This is a genomic window from Bacteroidia bacterium, from assembly GCA_040880525.1.
In the GTDB taxonomy this organism is placed as follows: Bacteria; Bacteroidota; Bacteroidia; order CAILMK01; family JBBDIG01; genus JBBDIG01.
Genome location: JBBDIG010000051.1, coordinates 56407 through 73851, shown reverse-complemented (window position 1 = coordinate 73851; position 17445 = coordinate 56407). Strand labels below are relative to the sequence as shown.

At 45.0% G+C, this 17445-nt stretch carries 16 protein-coding genes and 1 tRNA gene; 9 read left to right on the top strand and 8 right to left on the bottom strand.

The features are described from left to right. The first annotated feature begins 732 nt into the window (after positions 1-732). The 6 genes from WD077_14630 (at position 733) to WD077_14605 (ending at position 7774) form a co-directional block, all read left to right on the top strand. Positions 733-4062, top strand: a complete 3330-nt coding sequence (locus tag WD077_14630; GenBank protein ID MEX0968464.1) for a vitamin B12-dependent ribonucleotide reductase — start codon at positions 733-735, stop codon at positions 4060-4062. Between the two features lie 162 nt (positions 4063-4224). After that, positions 4225-4845, top strand: coding sequence for a hypothetical protein (locus tag WD077_14625; GenBank protein MEX0968463.1), 621 nt, complete (start codon positions 4225-4227; stop codon positions 4843-4845). Between the two features lie 607 nt (positions 4846-5452). Beyond that, positions 5453-6016 carry a hypothetical protein gene (locus tag WD077_14620; protein ID MEX0968462.1) on the top strand — a complete coding sequence of 188 codons (564 nt, stop codon included), beginning with the start codon at positions 5453-5455 and terminating at the stop codon, positions 6014-6016. Positions 6017-6058: 42 nt separating this feature from the next. After that, positions 6059-6133: transfer RNA gene (locus tag WD077_14615), tRNA-Ala, on the top strand. Between the two features lie 961 nt (positions 6134-7094). Continuing rightward, positions 7095-7358 carry a DUF6364 family protein gene (locus WD077_14610; protein ID MEX0968461.1) on the top strand — a complete coding sequence of 88 codons (264 nt, stop codon included), beginning with the start codon at positions 7095-7097 and terminating at the stop codon, positions 7356-7358. After that, positions 7355-7774: a PIN domain-containing protein gene (locus WD077_14605; GenBank protein MEX0968460.1), complete on the top strand. Its 420-nt coding sequence runs from the start codon at positions 7355-7357 to the stop codon at positions 7772-7774. The genes WD077_14610 and WD077_14605 overlap by 4 nt, the downstream gene beginning before the upstream one ends. A 224-nt stretch (positions 7775-7998) precedes the next feature. On the opposite strand, the gene WD077_14600 is transcribed toward WD077_14605, so the two are convergent. The 3 genes from WD077_14600 to WD077_14590 all read right to left on the bottom strand — a co-directional run bounded on the left by WD077_14600 (position 7999) and on the right by WD077_14590 (position 11936). Further along, entirely contained in the window at positions 7999-8997 is a 999-nt protein-coding gene (locus WD077_14600) for an SDR family oxidoreductase (protein MEX0968459.1), read from the bottom strand. Between the two features lie 144 nt (positions 8998-9141). Then, a complete protein-coding gene (locus WD077_14595; GenBank protein MEX0968458.1) occupies positions 9142-10458 on the bottom strand; it encodes a trehalase-like protein in 1317 nt (438 codons plus the stop codon). Beyond that, complete coding sequence (locus WD077_14590; protein ID MEX0968457.1) at positions 10455-11936, bottom strand: vitamin K epoxide reductase family protein; 1482 nt, start codon at positions 11934-11936, stop codon at positions 10455-10457. Before WD077_14590 ends, WD077_14595 begins: the two co-directional genes overlap by 4 nt. A gap of 283 nt (positions 11937-12219) precedes the next feature. Between WD077_14590 and WD077_14585 the strand changes: the two genes are divergently transcribed. Together WD077_14585 and WD077_14580 are read left to right on the top strand one after the other, a co-directional pair. Further along, a complete protein-coding gene (locus tag WD077_14585) occupies positions 12220-12513 on the top strand; it encodes a type II toxin-antitoxin system HigB family toxin (GenBank protein ID MEX0968456.1) in 294 nt (97 codons plus the stop codon). Positions 12514-12517: 4 nt separating this feature from the next. Further along, entirely contained in the window at positions 12518-12874 is a 357-nt protein-coding gene (locus WD077_14580) for a helix-turn-helix domain-containing protein (GenBank protein ID MEX0968455.1), read from the top strand. A 278-nt stretch (positions 12875-13152) separates the two neighbouring features. Here WD077_14580 and WD077_14575 read toward each other — a convergent pair whose 3' ends face one another. From WD077_14575 to WD077_14560, 4 genes are all read right to left on the bottom strand, one after another. Beyond that, complete coding sequence (locus WD077_14575) at positions 13153-13362, bottom strand: helix-turn-helix transcriptional regulator (GenBank protein MEX0968454.1); 210 nt, start codon at positions 13360-13362, stop codon at positions 13153-13155. A gap of 2 nt (positions 13363-13364) precedes the next feature. Further along, positions 13365-13913, bottom strand: coding sequence for a DUF2975 domain-containing protein (locus tag WD077_14570; protein MEX0968453.1), 549 nt, complete (start codon positions 13911-13913; stop codon positions 13365-13367). Between the two features lie 224 nt (positions 13914-14137). Next, the gene (locus WD077_14565; protein ID MEX0968452.1) at positions 14138-15652 is read right to left on the bottom strand and encodes a radical SAM protein; all 1515 of its coding nucleotides are present in this window, start codon (positions 15650-15652) and stop codon (positions 14138-14140) included. 344 nt (positions 15653-15996) lie between these two features. After that, positions 15997-16587, bottom strand: a complete 591-nt coding sequence (locus tag WD077_14560) for a hypothetical protein (GenBank protein ID MEX0968451.1) — start codon at positions 16585-16587, stop codon at positions 15997-15999. 149 nt (positions 16588-16736) lie between these two features. On the opposite strand from WD077_14560, the gene WD077_14555 reads away from it, so the two are divergent. Further along, entirely contained in the window at positions 16737-16970 is a 234-nt protein-coding gene (locus WD077_14555) for a hypothetical protein (GenBank protein MEX0968450.1), read from the top strand. A gap of 63 nt (positions 16971-17033) precedes the next feature. Here WD077_14555 and WD077_14550 read toward each other — a convergent pair whose 3' ends face one another. After that, positions 17034-17441 carry an acyl-CoA thioesterase gene (locus WD077_14550; protein MEX0968449.1) on the bottom strand — a complete coding sequence of 136 codons (408 nt, stop codon included), beginning with the start codon at positions 17439-17441 and terminating at the stop codon, positions 17034-17036. Positions 17442-17445 lie beyond the last annotated feature (4 nt).

Below are 17445 nucleotides of genomic sequence, written 5' to 3'. Positions count from 1 at the left end.
TCTTTAACATGGAGCAAAAATAACATATTGCTACCTAAGCGCCTATACCTAAAACCTTATTTAATAAAACCTTATGAATGGGCCACACGGATACAAAAATATAAGTTGGAATACTTTTTAATTACCATGTTAATAATGTTTTAAAAAAAGCATATATGACTATACCTCTACTCTTTATTACCAGTTCATATTTCATTAAAATGCCAGCAGAAAATTCAATTTTAATTAAAAAATTTACTTACAATTCATAATTTTTGATTTATTTTTTTCCCACTTGTGGTTGCAGCCGTCTGAGGATTTGGAACCCTCTGACGGCTTAAGTATATTCTGCCCAATCTTATTTTTTTCAGAATAAACCTTAGTAACCCAGAAACGCCCCGCCCCTGTTAAAGCCTTATTTAATAAAAGTTAATAAGTAGGCCTGTTTTCCCAGATATAATATTTTGGAAAATGCAATGGGAAAACTGGCCAATGCCCGGAGACATGGGAATGAACGAAGAATTTGCGAACCATACGGGGGCACATTTATCCCCAATTTGTTAATAACATATTTAAACCTGTTGCTGGCAAGGCTTCGTTTAATTTTCAACAATTAAGGTGGATAAAGATTTGAGAAAATTCATCGTTAAGCAATTATTAACCGGCAGATTTGTAAACATGCAGCAAAGGCCATAACGTCCGCTATTGCCGCATTTTTGAACAGATACATACGACCTCATAAAACATACTTCAATGACAAAGAGCAAGAAAAAAGGCCTGGCGTTTCATCGCTACTTTACACAGGACGGGAAAACTCCCTACGAACTTTTTGAATACGACCACCGCAGTTCCGTAATCCGAAACCCTGCCGGGGATGTGGTATTCGAAATGAACAATGTAGAGGTGCCAAAGCAATGGAGCCAGGTTGCCACAGACATTCTTGCCCAGAAATATTTCCGCAAAACGGGCGTACCGCAAAAGGATGGATCGCTGGGCGGGGAAACCTCCATTAAAGAAACGGCACATCGAATTGCCGACTGCTGGCGCACCTGGGGCGAGAAATACGGATATTTCAAATCCAAGGACGATGCGCAGGTCTTTTATGATGAACTGGCATATATGATCCTCGGCCAGTATGCTGCGCCCAATTCTCCGCAGTGGTTCAACACCGGTTTGCACAACAGCTATGGCATTAAGGGAAGCCCGCAAGGACATTATTATATTGATCCCAAAACGGAGGAACTCTGTAAATCCACTTCAGCGTATGAGCGGCCACAACCGCACGCATGTTTTATTCTGTCAGTAGACGATGATCTGGTTAACGATGGCGGAATCATGGATCTCTGGGTCCGGGAAGCGCGCATCTTTAAATATGGTTCGGGCGTGGGCACCAACTTCTCAAAAATACGTTCGGCCAACGAACCGCTGTCCGGTGGCGGATTTTCCTCCGGCCTCATGTCCTTCCTCAAAGTAGGCGACCGCGCAGCCGGAGCCATTAAAAGCGGTGGAACCACGCGCAGGGCAGCAAAAATGGTTTGCCTCGATCTGGACCATCCGGAGGTGGAAAGCTTCATTGACTGGAAAGTAAAAGAAGAGGACAAAGTAGCAGCACTCATCAAGGCAGGCTACGATTCCGATTATGAAGGTGAAGCATACCGGACGGTTTCGGGTCAGAATTCCAACAACTCCATTCGCATCCCCAACAGCTTTTTTCATGCGCTGGAGCAGAATGAAAACTGGAACCTGACCGGCCGTGCAGATGGCCGCGTGATAAAAAGCATTGATGCACGGAAACTTTGGGATAAAATAGCGTATGCCGCCTGGCGCTGTGCTGATCCCGGAGTGCAGTATGACACCACCATAAATGAATGGCATACCTGCCCCGAAGGCGGAAGGATCAACGCTTCCAACCCATGCAGCGAATACATGTTCCTGGACAATACGGCCTGCAACCTGGCATCGCTGAATCTGCGCAAATTCTTTGATGACGACAAGCTAACGCTGGATGTCAAAGGTTTTGAACATGCCGTGCGGGTATGGACCGTGGTGCTGGAAATATCCGTCCTCATGGCGCAGTTTCCTTCGCCTGAGGTGGCAGAGCTTTCTTATAAATACCGGACGCTTGGCCTCGGCTATGCCAACCTGGGTTCGGTTCTTATGATCTCTGGAATTGCTTACGACAGTCCAAAGGCGATGGCAATATGTGGAGCCGTTACAGCAATTATGAATGGCGTGGCCTATTCTACTTCGGCAGAGATGGCCAGGCATTTTGGGCCTTTTGCTGAATATGAGCGCAACAAGGAGCACATGCTGCGGGTAATGCGAAACCATCGTTATGCAGCCTACAATTCCACCGCAAATTGCGAAGGGCTGGAAATAAAGCCACAGGGCATAGATCCTAAGTATTGCCCTGAATATTTGCTCACAGCCTCCTGCGATGCATGGGACAAAGCAGTGAAACTCGGAGAGCAGCATGGCTACCGAAATGCACAGGCTACCGTTATTGCTCCCACCGGAACCATAGGTTTGGTTATGGATTGCGACACCACAGGCATTGAACCTGATTTTGCCCTCGTAAAATTCAAGAAGCTTTCCGGTGGCGGGTATTTTAAGATCATCAATCAATCCATTCCGCTGGCGCTGAAGAATCTCGGCTATTCCTTCCATGAGATTGCGGCCATTGTGGATTATGCCAAAGGCAAAGGCACGCTGAAAGGTGCGCCCTATATTAACTTCGAAACGCTGGCCGGAAAAGGGTTCAGCCCCAATGATCTTGAAAAGGTGGACAAGGCGGCACACATCGCTTTTGAACTGGACAATGCTTTCAACATCTGGACGCTGGGAGAGGAAACCTTCAAGCGACTTGGCTTTAAACCGGAAACTTATCAAAAAGAGAATTTCAATTTGCTGAAGGCGCTGGGCTTTACAAAAGAGCAGATAGCGGCTGCAAATGAATACGTGTGTGGAACCATGACGGTGGAAGGCGCACCCCTCCTGAAGGATGAGCACCTGCCGGTATTCGACTGTGCAAATCGTTGTGGCAAAACCGGGCAGCGATTTATCCATGCCCACGGCCACATCCGTATGATGGCGGCTGCACAGCCTTTTATCTCTGGCGCAATATCCAAGACCATTAATCTGCCCAACGAAGCCACTCAGGAGGAAATCAAGGATTGCTACGAAATGTCCTGGAAGCTGGGGCTGAAGGCGAACGCACTTTACCGGGATGGATGCAAATTGTCGCAACCGCTCAGCAACAAATCCGGCAACAAGGAAGAAGAGATTGATGCCGTGGAAAAAGCGCTGGAAGGAAAAGGCGAAATGAAGATGGAAGACCTGACGCCCGACATGGTGCTAAAGGCAGCAGTGAAGATCATCGGAGAATCGAAGGACACGCAATTTAAGCGGCAGCTAAGCCGCATTGTGGAGCGCAAGAAACTGCCCAACAAGCGTGACGGCTTTACGCAAAAAAGCAAGGTAGGCGGCCAAACCATTTTTGTGCGTACCGGAGAATACTCTGACGGAACCCTGGGAGAAATATTTATTGATCTCCATAAAGAAGGTGCCTCCTTCCGTTCGCTAATGAACTGCTTTGCCATTGCCGTATCCATTGGCCTGCAATACGGAGTGCCGCTGGAAGAGTTCGTGGACAAGTTCGCCTTCACGCGCTTCGATCCGAGTGGCATGGTGGAGGGCCATGACAATATTAAGTCAAGCACCTCCATCGTGGACTATGTGTTCAGGCTGCTTGGTTTCGAATACCTGAAGCGGAATGACCTGGTACAAATTCCCCCAGCCACTTCGCCCATCCTGAATCCTGAAACGCCCCGGACCCAAACCCGGCAGCCCGATCTAACCCGCCCCATCGGATTTAAACCGGCCACCGGCACACCAGAGTTGAAAGCCGAAACCCCGGCAAAAAGCAACATCCCCGAAGCCCCCAAAGAAGGCCCACAACCCGACCAGCATTTAGGCAACATGATGGGCGATGCCCCCACCTGTGACGTCTGCGGCCATATCACCATCCGTAATGGCACTTGCTACAAGTGTTTGAATTGTGGGAATAGTTTGGGGTGTAGTTAAATTTATGATCCAGCCTTTCGCGATGTCCACCGGTTGGTGGGTGTTGCGGGGGTGGTGGATTTTGGGCTGAAGATAAAAACAGGGAAAAACGAATAATAGCAGGGGGTTAAGAATAAAAAAGTAGGTATATAAACAGGTTATGCAAATTTTAAAAAGACCAATATGATAAAACTATTTCATGAAAAAAGAATTGATGACGCATTGAATCTTGTTCTGCGAAATGTTCAGAGCCGAATCAACAGTCTTTCAGATTACGAAATTCTGAACAGAGACTTAAACCAGATGGCAGGTGAAATTTCACAGAATCACCAAATTAATGAGTTAGAGATTGACCTAAACGACAGGAAAGTAGAAACTACGATGGAGAATATTCCAGGAAGTTTGTTTCCGCCTGGAACAGATGTGAGAGAAAATCAATATTACTCTTGTGCAAAAGTTAATTACACCTTTACTATTCAATCAGGAGACCCTGAATTACTTAGTGTTCACCCAAGAACAGGCTCCTTGAACTATGATGTCCGAGCCGAAGTAAATGGACACCAATTTACTATAGGATATCAAACCAGATATTCTAATTCTCACCTCAGTGATCAAGTAAAGCAAGACGTAAAAGACGAAATTCGACCCATAATACAATCCGCCCGTCAAGTGATTGATGCAATTAATAATGAAGTAAAGGACTTCAATAAGAACTTGAAAGGTCAGATTCAAAGTTCATTAGAAGACAAAAGACAAGAATTGCAAAAACGGAACGATCAAAATGATGACTTGAACAAATTATAAGAACTTTACACAACAACACATAAACGTAAGAAGGCTTTATTCCCGCTTCGATTGGGGCGTGGACAGAGAAACATCTCGTATTGTCCCAACCCTGCAAACGAAGCCAACCTGCGTTTATTAAAAACTTTAGTGACAAGCCAAATATCAGGGGGGCTGGTATTTACAAGCCTTGCATTAATCCACTGTTGGTGAGTATTGCTGGAGGGGTTTAGATCAAAATATATACTGGCTATAAAAGAGTCCAAATAGCTTCATTTAAACGAGATATAGATACGAAAGATAATTTCATTCTCACCTGTGGGTGCAACTTTAGTGTTTGCGTGCTCGTATATCTTTTCTGCTTCGTGCATTTGCACCGCATGCATTAACTCTCTGCAATGACATCTGAATTGTGGGAATAGCTTGGGTCTAACTAACTTTATGATTCAGTCTTTCACGATACCTACCAAACGATCGGTAGCGCGAAAGGTAATATTTTACAGCCCACATTTGGCGGGTTTTTTTCAAAAAGATAGGGTTGTCCCGTCCCTCAATTCAGAGTGGACTATTTCTCTCATTTAATAGTAGAAGGTACTCTGTTAAAAAAAAATCTAAAAAATGTTACTCTGTGAGTGACTTTACCGTATCTTGCGAGTCAATTAACGAAGTAGGTATCAATAACGAAACAGATATGAACAATTCAACAAATAACAAAGCGGCAATAGAAGCACTGTTGTCATTAAGGCTGGAAGTTGTAAGAAGATTTAATAAAGAGGTAGAATCACTTGATACCTCTCTACGGCTTCTTGGATATAATGGCAAAGTAGAAGTCCCTAACGCTTTCACAAATCACGAAGTAGTGTCGAAAGAGCTAAAAAAAATGACAAGAACTAAGTGGCCTCAAAAAGTGACTGGTAATGTTGTGTTGCATGTTATTAAAGAACTCAATCACTTTGCTCACCCTCGCGAAGTAGGTGAATGGATGCAGCAAAAGAATTTGGTTGATCTTCCGCTTGATGCGGTGATATCTAAGGTTTCAGCTACAATTTCAAACCTGAAGCGAAATGGAAAGCTGGTTAAGCATCAAGTAGGATCAAGGTCTCGGAACTGCTTCTATGGATTTGAGGATTGGATGGAGAACGATAAGATTAAACCAGACTATGATTATAATGAACTATTTTACAATGAATGAATCAGGGCGGTAGCGGTAACTACTGCCCTGATTCATAATTAAGACCCCGTGTCCGAAATGGTTAGGTAATGTGTCGGCAACGCATTTATACCGGTTCAAATCCGGTCGGGGTCTCCAAAAAAACAATGGGGGATACCAGGACGGGGGAGCGAGACTTGACACCTTCCTCCCGTGGGTTCGATTCCCACTATCTCCTCCATTAATTGGTGAGTGGCAGTATTCTACTATTGCAACTCTAAAGCCTTAAATTCTTGCACTCTTTCGTGCAATTCCCGGCAAAGGTAGTTAAAACTTATTGTAGGCAGGAATCTCCTGCCCCGGGTGTGCTTCCCCATGAGTAACTGCACAACCGCCAGTGCAGGGGATTCCGGACATTTCGTGAAAAACGAAATTCCGGAATGACAGTGAGTGGAGGCTCCATGCGTTTACTTGCAATGACATGTTTGAATTAAGGCGGTTAAAGGTTCGCACCAGCTATGTCATCGCGAGGAGTGCTTTCGTAGCGATAGCGTAGAAAGCAGGACGTGGCGATCTGTAGCACAAGGCCGGTAGTTTTTGTCAAGGAAAATGCACCTTTCATACTGGGATGTAATTCATATAAGACATTAGATATTCAACCGTTAGATTTCCTCTAAAAATTTACTTCCCTCTGCTGGTGCGAGTTTAGCGACAGCGTAACTCGTACCTATTCCAGCCGTGGTAGCTACTAGCCACAGATTGCCACAAAAATCCATTCCCTCTGCTGGTGCGAGTTTAGCGATAACGTAACTCGTACCTATTCTGGCCGTGGCGATATTCCGCTACAGATTGCCACAACAATCCATTCTGCGAAAAGCTCCATAAATTTTCTCGCAATGACAGATTTGAGTTGAGGCGGTTAAAGGTCCACAGCTATCCCTTGTCATTCCCGCGAAGGCGGGAATCTCCTGCCCCGGGAGCGCTTCCCCATGAGTGGCCACGCACAACAGCCAGTGCAGGGGATTCCGGACATTTCGTGAAAAACGAAATTCCGGAATGATAGTGAGCGATTTTTAAATGACGTATAAATAATTTATATTTGACGTACAAGCATTGACAAATGGACCAGAAAGTAACATTACGATTTGATGAAGCTATTGTGCGACAGGCGAAAGCGTTTGCAGCGGCCAATAACATAAGTTTGTCCAGACTGGTGGAATATCTATTGTCAAGAAGCATTAATGCATCTTATAAATCGCTCGATGAACTACCCGTATCCGATTGGGTAAATATGGTAAGCGAAGGAGAGGTCGTCTACAGGCGCACTCCGCGCTCCGGCAAAGAGATGAAGGAGGAATTTCGTACCCGGAAAAAGAAAGGATGAAAATCTTTTTAGATGCTAATATTCTTGTAACGGTACTCTGCAATGAGTATCCTCTTTTCACCTCCTGTGCCCGGGTTTTGAGCTTGGCTGATAACAGCAGGTTCATTGTCTGCACTTCTCCATTGAGCCTGGCCATCGGGTTTTATTTTGCAGAAAAGAAGAGTGGGAGCAGTCAGGCAAGAAAAAAGATAGCAGTTCTAAGCGAAAAGCTGCAAATTACAGAGATAGAAGCAGCCACTGTACAAAGTACAAATGCCAACAGCGCTATCGAAGATTTCGAGGATGGACTTCAATACTATTCTGCGCAGAAGTATGGCTGTACTTGTATCGTGACAGAAGATAAGCGGGGCTTCTATTTCTCTGAAATCGAAGTTTTATCGGCAATTGATTTTTTAAATATTCATGTAATTAAATAGGTAATCTCCTGCTGATCCGAGGTTAGCGATTGAGTAACTCGTACCTATTCCGTAGTTACCCGCTACAGAATGCCGCAAAAATCCATTCCGCGAAAAGCTCCCTGAATTTTTTCGCAATGACGCGTTTAAATTCCGGGGGGAAAAGAGCGCCACCGGTATGTCTTAGCGAGGAGTGCTTTCGCAGCGAAAGCGAAGAAAGCAGGACATGGCTATCTGTAGACGCCTCAAAATATCAGCACAAGTATGGTTGTCATGAAAGCAACAATGACAACTGCTAACAGTATTCCTGTTGCACGATGCTTTGTCAGCCACAGTGCCATGCTGAAATCCCTGGCCTTATCGCCAAAATTGCCGTGCGCGCCATGGTCTCCGGGAATCGTCTGCCAGAGGTTGTGCATCCGGTGGGGATTGTCGGGCTCTTCTGTTTGCTGTCCATTATAGCCGTTCCTCGCCAGTACATGATCAACATACCAGGGCGCAATCTTATTTCCCACAATTGTCAGTAAGGTTGAGAATCCCACTATCACTTCCCTGCGGTCGTTCTCTGCGGCATAAAGGATGGCATCTGCAGCAACCTCGGGCTGGTAAATGGTCCCCATGGGTTTGGGTTTATTTTGCAACCGTGACTTGACAACTCCGAATTGCGTTGTGTTGAGCGCGGGCAACTGCACCATCGTTATCTGCACCTTGCTCTTATCATGCATCAGTTCGGCTCGCAGTGAATCAAAGAAGCCTTGTATTGCATGCTTGGAGCCACAGTAGGCTGATTGTAGCGGAATTCCCCGATAAGAAAGAGCAGAACCCACAAAGACAATAGAGCCTTTATTGCGGGGTAGCATTCTTTTTAATGCTGAGAGAGTACCGTAGACCTGGCCCAGGTAAGTAACGTTAGTTACACGAGCATACTCCACAACCTTCATTTCCTTTACAGGACTGAATACACTGTTCATGGCGTTGTTTACCCACACCTCTATCGGTCCCAACTCCTTCTCAAACTGCGCTGCGGCAGCTTCCACAGCTTCGGGATCGGCTACGTCTGCCACATAAAAGCTAGCACGCCTACCCTTGCTTTCCACCTCTTGCTTTGCGGCATCCAGACCCTCAAGGTTACGTGCTATCAAACCAATATCATAACCATTCCCCGCAAAAGTGCGAACAGATGCTCGTCCTACTCCTGCTGATGCACCTGTGATTACGGCTACTCCTTTTCCTGCCTTTTGCATCGGTCTTTTATTCTTCCAATTCAATTTTATGCACAAGATTTTGGAAAGTATTTTTCGCTGTCAGTATTGCAAACTGGCCTTCCCATCTTAGCCAACCGGGCGATGATCAATATCTCCCGTCTTTTTTCCGTCTTGGGAATGCTTTCATTTTTGGGAAGTTTTTTTCTCCTGTGTCTTTATCATGTCCACAATGAGGGCTGCCCATGTAAAATCCCGCGCTCCATACCCCTCTCCTGTAAAAGGATCATAATACTCCCTGAAACCACTCTTTTCAATCAAACTCCTGATGTCTTTGATAAGCCTGTCAGCTTCTACAGCGTGGCCTTTATCCAGCAGGTATTGATGCATGAACCAGTTGTTTATCGTCCATACCGGCCCCCTCCAGATGTATAACGATTCTTTCGGATTGAACGAAGGATGACTTATGGAAACTGAGGGAATTTTGTAAGGCGAGTCAAATTCGTGGCTGTTGAAGAAGTGGCGCTCCAACACGCTTGAGGTAATACTTTCAGGAATCTCCTTCAATACAATGGGATAAAAGATTGTGGGCGTGAGAACCCTTATTTTTTTATTCGATTTTCCAAAGACATCATAAAATGCCTCATCCTCTTTGTCATACATGATATCAACCAAACTTGAGATCACTTCATCAGCAAGTGAATCAAACTGCAAGGCTTCCTCATCATCACCAATCCTGCACAGCCTTGCCAACGCCTGTAGATTTTGTGCATATATGGTGTTGAAGCCCACATCTTTAACCAAAAAATATTCCTGTTTGTATATTTTTTCCAGGTCATAATTGTTGATATAATTCCTGAAATCTACCCAAACCACTTTGCTGAAGAGACGCCAATCAGCCTTTCTCTCCGGCCGCCCCATCGCCACATCGTATGTGGGCTTCCAATCCATGCCCGATTCAAATGGAGAAATGATTGTAATAAGTTTATCGCCATCAAAATCCCGGTTCTCTGCCAGCCATCGATAATATTTCTTCAACTTTGGAAGCATATCCTTAAGGAAGTCTTTGTCATCAGAATCCTGATATATGCGCTCTACAGCGTGTGCTACAAATGGTGGCTGCACCAGTTCGCTCATGTGGCTTTGAAAAAAGTTCACAAACTTTGGGCGTGCCTGGAATATATCTGTTATCCGTCCCGGCTTAATGCGGTCCCAGTAAATCATGTGCCCGACAAAACCATTCTCACGCTGCATGGCAAACAAACTGATAATGTGCTCCTTCGCCATATCATACTCGCCTAGTGCCGTAAGAATGAATACATGGAAACAAGTATCCCAGAAGAACTGGAACGGGTAACGGCTTGGAGAAGGCCTGGTATAGTGATAATTTCGCCCGCTGACATCAATCTTACCTTTGATCATATTTTCATAAAGAATAGATCGGGCCTTATCAAAAAGTTCCTCATCGGTAAGCTGATAGTTTCGATGAAATGTGTCGCTCATTTCACGTATTTATCCCAAAGGCCGTACTTCTCAGTAATCACTCCTGTAGGAATGGAAAGCACCGCAACCAGTAAGCCAGCAATAATACCTGTAATGAAGAGGCCAATGTTTCCGCCTTGAACAAACCAGGGCACTACAGCCACAGCAAGGGCCAATAACAGGTTTAGATAGCGGCATATGCGCACAATCTCTCCCATGCTAATTACAGAAACTACGATAATAAGAGAGCCACTGAGGTGGAAAATATTGGCAGCAGGGGTTTCGATGCTTACCCCAAAAATTGCCGGAGCAACCATCAGTGCCACCCCGGCCAGTGCTGCAAAATTCAGCGTCCACGGGAAACTCATCCCCCAAATAGAAGATTTGAATACTGCACCAGGTTTTTGAGGCAGTTTCACCAGCTCTGTACTCCGTTCGTCTTTGTTTTTCTCGAATGGTTCCCCGCCTTTCCAGAAAACCACCCAAAGATTGTCGCCTCTGCGCTTTGATTGCACCATGTGCTGCCCCATTGCTATCACTTCATCAAATTCCAGGGGGATCATCGGCAGCATAATAGCCGCGGCAAGGAGGCAGAAGGTACACCACTCGCCTACTATCACCGGTTGCGAAATCACCAGGAAAATGTGAACGAGCCCCAGCGGGATTACAAGGATGCCGAAAACAGTTACCATCCACGGCATGGTGCGCCAACGGGAGGAGCTGCCCATCCATCCCATCAGAAACTCCAAGGTATATGCAAATGCGCCCAGCATGCCATCAGAAACAGGCAATGATTCTGACATCTTTGAAGTAAGCACTTTTCGGCTTCCCTCAGCAAAAAACGGGTCCCAAATATGATCTATAAAACCGAGTTGGAAAGCTCCCAAATATCTTGAGACAACCCATCCCAGAAATCCTAGCCCGATCATTATCCACCTTTGAGGCCAGCTCGAAGGATTGTAACTCCAGCCAGGCGGCACTTCAGAACCCATTTTCATATAAGTGATCATGTTGGGCATACCAGGAATAAGAATGGTGAGCGCAATAATCAGCACACCTACTGTTGTGCCGTTGATGTAGGCTACCGCATTAGGTGCCCAGAAAAGCAATGGGGCAAAATTGAGCCAGATGCCGATAAAACAGGCGATCCATAAGGTTATTGGGCGGTTTGGAGTGAGTGAGCGCCAACCGAAAAAGATGAGCAGCAGACCGCATATAATGTCACTCCATTCCATCAGCGCTATCCGCATATCATCGCTTAGCCAAAGAAGACGCCCACCAGGCGGTTGTACAACATCCTTCCCGTAGCTGAAGGTGAGAGGCGAGAGCACAAGCCAGACGCCTAGAAGGATGATGGCCCAATACACCCATAGCGTCTGTTTGTGGTGCATGTGCAGCATTTTCATGCGATCCATACTGCCCTTGTCACCATGCGAATCGTGGCCCATCATGGGGCGGGTTACTCCCCGTTTGTCCATTCCTCCGCCTTCATCTGCCATAGTTGACCATAGCTTTATGAAATTTTGGAATTCGTGTCAGTTTCCTGCGCTCCGAAATGTCAACATGATATATTTAATGGAAGTTCAAAAATTGAGATGAACAAGTGATCATTTTTTGGCTGGGACACGGTGCGGGATGTTGAGGTAAAAGAGATAACTGCTTGCGAGCATGAAACCGGGCAATGCCCTGACCAACTAATGGGTCGCCCCGCACAGCCGGGAGCTTTCCGTTTTTACCGTTTTGGTAACTTCTGTTATCTTTGTTCGTAGCTAATGACAATCAATGCGAGTAATTGCTAAAAAGATACTTCGGGACTTCTGGCAAAAACATGCTGATTCAGAGGAACAATTAAAAACGTGGTACAAGGAAGCATCCACGGCAAACTGGAAAAGTCATGTTGAAATCAAGACTGAATATGCAGGCGCGAGTATTTTGAAGAGCGGACGTGTTGTATTTAATATTTGTGGCAATAAATACAGATTGATTGTGGACATAAATTATGTGAGGCAATGGATGTTTATTCGGTTCATTGGAACTCCTAATGATTACGACAAAGTGGACGCAGATAAAATTTAAACCTATGGATATTAAAGTTATAAAAACTGAAGCAGACTATAATCAAGCCTTGAAGAGACTTGAAAAGCTATTCCATGCTCCGGCAAACTCAGAAGAGGGTGAGGAAGCAGAAATTTTATCAATACTGATTGAAAAGTATGAAGATGAACATTATCCAATTCCGGTTCCGGATCCGATTGAGGCAATTAAGTTTAGAATGGAACAAATGGGAATGGACAACAAGGATTTAGCTGAAATTATTGGTTACAAAAGCAGGGTATCGGAGATTTTTAGTCGTAAAAGAAAGCTTACGCTCAAAATGATCAGGAATCTTCATGAGAAGTTAAAGATACCTTATGAATCATTGATTACAGATTATTAAAGCACCATTTGCCTTAATCAATAGCCCTGTCCTTCAGGGCAGGGGAAACTTTCAGACCCCTCCTCAATCGCCCCTGTTTGCGGGGGTGACAGCTAAATTCGAGGCATCTGGCCGTAGTGAGGAATCCACCCATTACAAAATACCAAAGTTGCTTTGGATTTCAGTGCTCAAGCGAACCTGGTATAAGTACTGCTTTCGAGCATGAAACCGGGCAAAGCTCTGCCCACTAATGGGTCGCCCGGCACAACCAGGCGACTGAGTAGACAGGGTTTAAGCCGCTATTCTTCCTGCCTGAATTCCAGAATGTCGCCCGGCTGACAATCTAACACCCGGCATATAGCGTCTAAAGTGGAAAAGCGCATTGCTTTAGCTTTACCGGTTTTTAGAATGCTGAGGTTAGCCGGAGTAACACCCACTTTATCGGATAGCTCATTGAGGCTCATTTTACGCCTGGCCATCATTACGTCTAAGTTCACTATTATGGACATGGCTAAACGGTTAACTGGTTTTCTTCCATCAGGCGGTTACCTTCTTTAAAGATTTCCGCCAATAAAAATCCCAGTAAGGCCGCCAATAGCGAATTGAAGGGCACCATAAAGTTTATCACCGCGTGGCCACTAACTTCCATAAAATAAAAGGTATTAAACAGAGCAAGCACCAGAAATGCCGAACCTATTTTCTGAAATTGCCGCACATTATTATCACGGAAGGTCTGCAGGCTTTTCATAGAGCGAATAATTCGTAGCGCCCGTTGAAAAATGTAGAGCAGGACCAGAAGAATGATCGCTAATTTTAAACTATTGAAGTAAAAGGCGGCCTGTCCCATTTCATTGAGGGAAATTTCTGCTTCCGTGCCAGCGCTTTGTCCGGAATATTGATAGTAAAGAGTATCCTTGTCAAGGTAAACCGACTGCAATGTATCCGGGCTAATGTGCCACATTACAGCAACCACAGCCAAAATGCCCAAAGCAATTATGCAAAAAACACGAAGTGCTTTAAAAACCAACACACTCAATTTTAGGATCTGATTTCTTTCCATGGCTAATATTTTTTTGACAAAGATATAATAATTTATTGTTTATCAATAAATTATTACCGTATATCATTATTTGTTGATTTTTAGCTGTTCCTTTAAACTCTCGTCATCCTGAGTGGTTGGTGTGCTGCACCCAGGTTATTAATGCACCAGATTCTTCTCTACGCTGCGCTTCGATCAGAATGACGTTTAATGTGAGGCAGTCCTTGCTGCGGGCAAAAAACCCATTACATCCCTTCTATTTCGGGTTGACGATAGCGCAGCCATTTGCTCTGCAGCACGCGCAACTCCAGCGGCCAGTGGTACCAACTATTTTCATAGCGCCATTTGCTGAGGCCCTGCATCACCTTGCGCTGAAGCCCGGTGAGCTTGACGTCAGAAACGGTGGGGTATTGGGCATTTAGCACCACCTCAAAATTGCGGATGCGGTTCACCATTGCCGGGGTGAGCCAGGGGGTGAGCGGATTTTTCCGGAGGTCGAAATTCTCCCAGGCAGGGCTGATCCAGTCTTCCAGTTTTTGCGGGAAAAGAAAGCCGCTGCTGCTCACTTCATCAAACAGGTCGGAACCCGTAGTTGGCACCGGGCTATAAATGTAAATGATGATCTCCGTTTGCGGATTCACCGCCTTCACCTTCTTAATGAAAGCGATGTCTTTTTCGATCTGTTCCCACACCTGCCTTTCAGTGGGAAAAGGCGTTCCCAATACAAAGCTGTATTCGGGAATGATGTTGAAGTGCGATAATCTTTCTGCAAAGCGCAGTATCTGCGCACCGGTTTGCGTACCGCCTTTGTTCATCTTTTGCAACACGGCATCATCGCCAGTTTCAGCACCGAAGAAGATCATGCGGCAGCCGGCATCGCTGACCTGTTGCAGCGATTCATCGGTGTACTTATCCATGGTATCAATACGGGCTTCACCCCACCACTGCATCTGCTCCTTTTCAATGAGGTGGGCAAATTCCACCGTCCGCTTCTCGGATACAAAGAAGTTGTTGTCGTGAAATTCGATGGCGTCTGCACCATAATACTGTTTCAGGTAGCAGATGTCTTCATAGATCTTCTGAGCTGGTTTCCCCTTCCAGCGGGCGCCAAAAATGGGCACTACCGCACAAAAAGAGCAGGTAAACGGACAGCCATAACTGCTGTGATATGCTACTGTTCGATTACCCAAAAAAGTATTGCCCAGGTATTTTTCCAGGGGGTAGAATTCATCCAGCTTATCGTAAGGCAGTGGCGGTAATTTGCCCGGGTTGGGAATATCAGCCTTGCGGGTTTTTACCATTTCCCCATTTTCGGGGTAGATGAGGTTTGGGATTTCATTAAGGGCAGCGCCTGTATGCAGTGCTTCCAGCAATGGCGGGAAGCTCTCTTCGCCAAGGCCATACACCAGCACATCCACGAAACCCGATTCCAGCACCACCTGCGGATGATTGGAAGGGAAATACCCGCCCCAAATTGTTTTCACCTGCGGAAACTCCTGCTTGATGTGTTTGGTAAAGGGAATTGCCTGCTTCAACTGCGGGCCGGGCATTACCGTACTGCCGAAAAAACCGTAATCGCCTGTCAGAAGGAATTCCCTCAACTTCTGCAAAGGATCGGATTCCAGGTTACCATCTACCAATGTCCACTCCCACTGCCCCTCAATCGAAGAAGCAATGGACAGGATGGAGTTTGGAATGCGGTACTTGGAATTTGCACTCCTGGGGTTAAACAGCAGTATTTTTTTCGCGCGGGTTGTCATGTATGAAAGAAGCGAATGTAAAGTTTAATTTTTGGACAGTCACAAAAAGAAAGCTGAAGGAGGTTTAATATCTACCGGACACTGAAAAAACGGGAGCAAGCTGGCCTGGAAAAGATAACAGCATCTTCTGTTTATCTGAAATGGAGGTTTTACCGGCTTGGAACTTTAACAATCAAGTAGTTAAAAAGCGGCATATATCACTCCGCTGGCGCAAGTTTTTACAGTCTCAGATATCGGCCCCACTCAGGCCATGTCTCTGGCCCGCCACCTTTATGCACCAGGTAATATTTACAAGAGATTACCACAAAAATCCGTTTCCACGAAAGCATGGCTCAGTTCAATTCTCACTTTAGCGTGGCGTCCACTAAAGTCAGTGTAAACCAGCCCCCAGCATCGGAATAAACCAAGCCGGTATCAGGCGACCAATAATCTGTCTGATCATTCAATTTATTCAGCAGGCTTAAATAATACTGGTGAGTTTTGAAGCTCTTGCCAATGCCATCTACAAAAATTACCGTATCCACGCTAAGCACTTCTGTTTCTACATTATTGCTGGAGTTGCTATAGCTCCAGGTATCGCCAATCTTGGCATTTTGCTTATAACGGATAGAGCCGCCATCGCCATCCCAAGCTTTCAACAGATTGCCATCTATGTACCAATACATATCTTCTTCAACGCCATCACGTTCGTTTTTCACCTTATACACACCATTTTGAACCTGGCTGGAAATGGTTACAACCTGAGTGGCTTTGTTTCCGTAGAAATCCTCCAATTCATACGTCCACGAATTGCCTACCTTGACAAAGTCAATAGGAATGGAAGATGTGGGAGCGGGAAATGGCAGGTTCGATGCCGGCTCATTGTCGTCATCATCTTTCTTACAGGAAAACAGCACAAGCAGCAGCATGCTGACAATTAGGATAAGATTTTTCATGGGTAAATTTTTTTTTAGGAGGGAAAAGTAGACTTTTTTTTGGTTTTGAGGAAAAATCAGAATGGAGCGTGTCCTAGGAAAAGCTCCATTATTTTCCGCCTGAAAAAAATAAGATTTCCTACCTTGCCAATGAACATTTTTAAAAGGACATGAAGGAATTTCTTAAGCGGATAAAACTCTTAGATCATTTAACCACTTCGCTAGAACTGGAGAAAAATGAATTTGTGACAAGATTCAAAGAACACGTGGATGAAGGGGATATGGGCTTCTTCGATCTTACATTTGAAGTTTTCTCCACAAGCAAGAATGAATATATAGGGGCATATTGCCGGGATTGCTCTGAGAGCACGTCATTCATTATTCGTTCAAATTTTGGTTCATGACGACTCCAGAGAGAATACTGACGGTTTGCCTGTAGTTCTCAGTGTCTATTTTCACGGCATATTTCACTTCAGTTTCTCTATATTCATTCTCAGGTTGTCCGGAATGGTCAGTTTTCTGTTTTTATTAAAATCGTAAAGCACCATTGTATCTTTACCCAAGGCTGCAATTTCACTATTGTCGTCCTGAATGGAGTATTCCAAACCAAAACTGGTATTTTTTATAAAAACCGGTGCATATTTGATAATTGTATTTCCAGGATATAGAAGTGGTTTTTTAAAATCTATACTTGCAGATGCAAGCAGTGGTGCAATACCTTCCTTTTCATACATGCCATACAACCCTATCTGCTCCCAAAACTTAACCCTGGCTGATTGGATGTATTTGTAAAACATTACATTGTTCACATGACCAAATAAATCAAGTTCGCTCCAGTCTATTCTCAGCTTAATTTGTAGAGGATGTTTTGTCATAGGG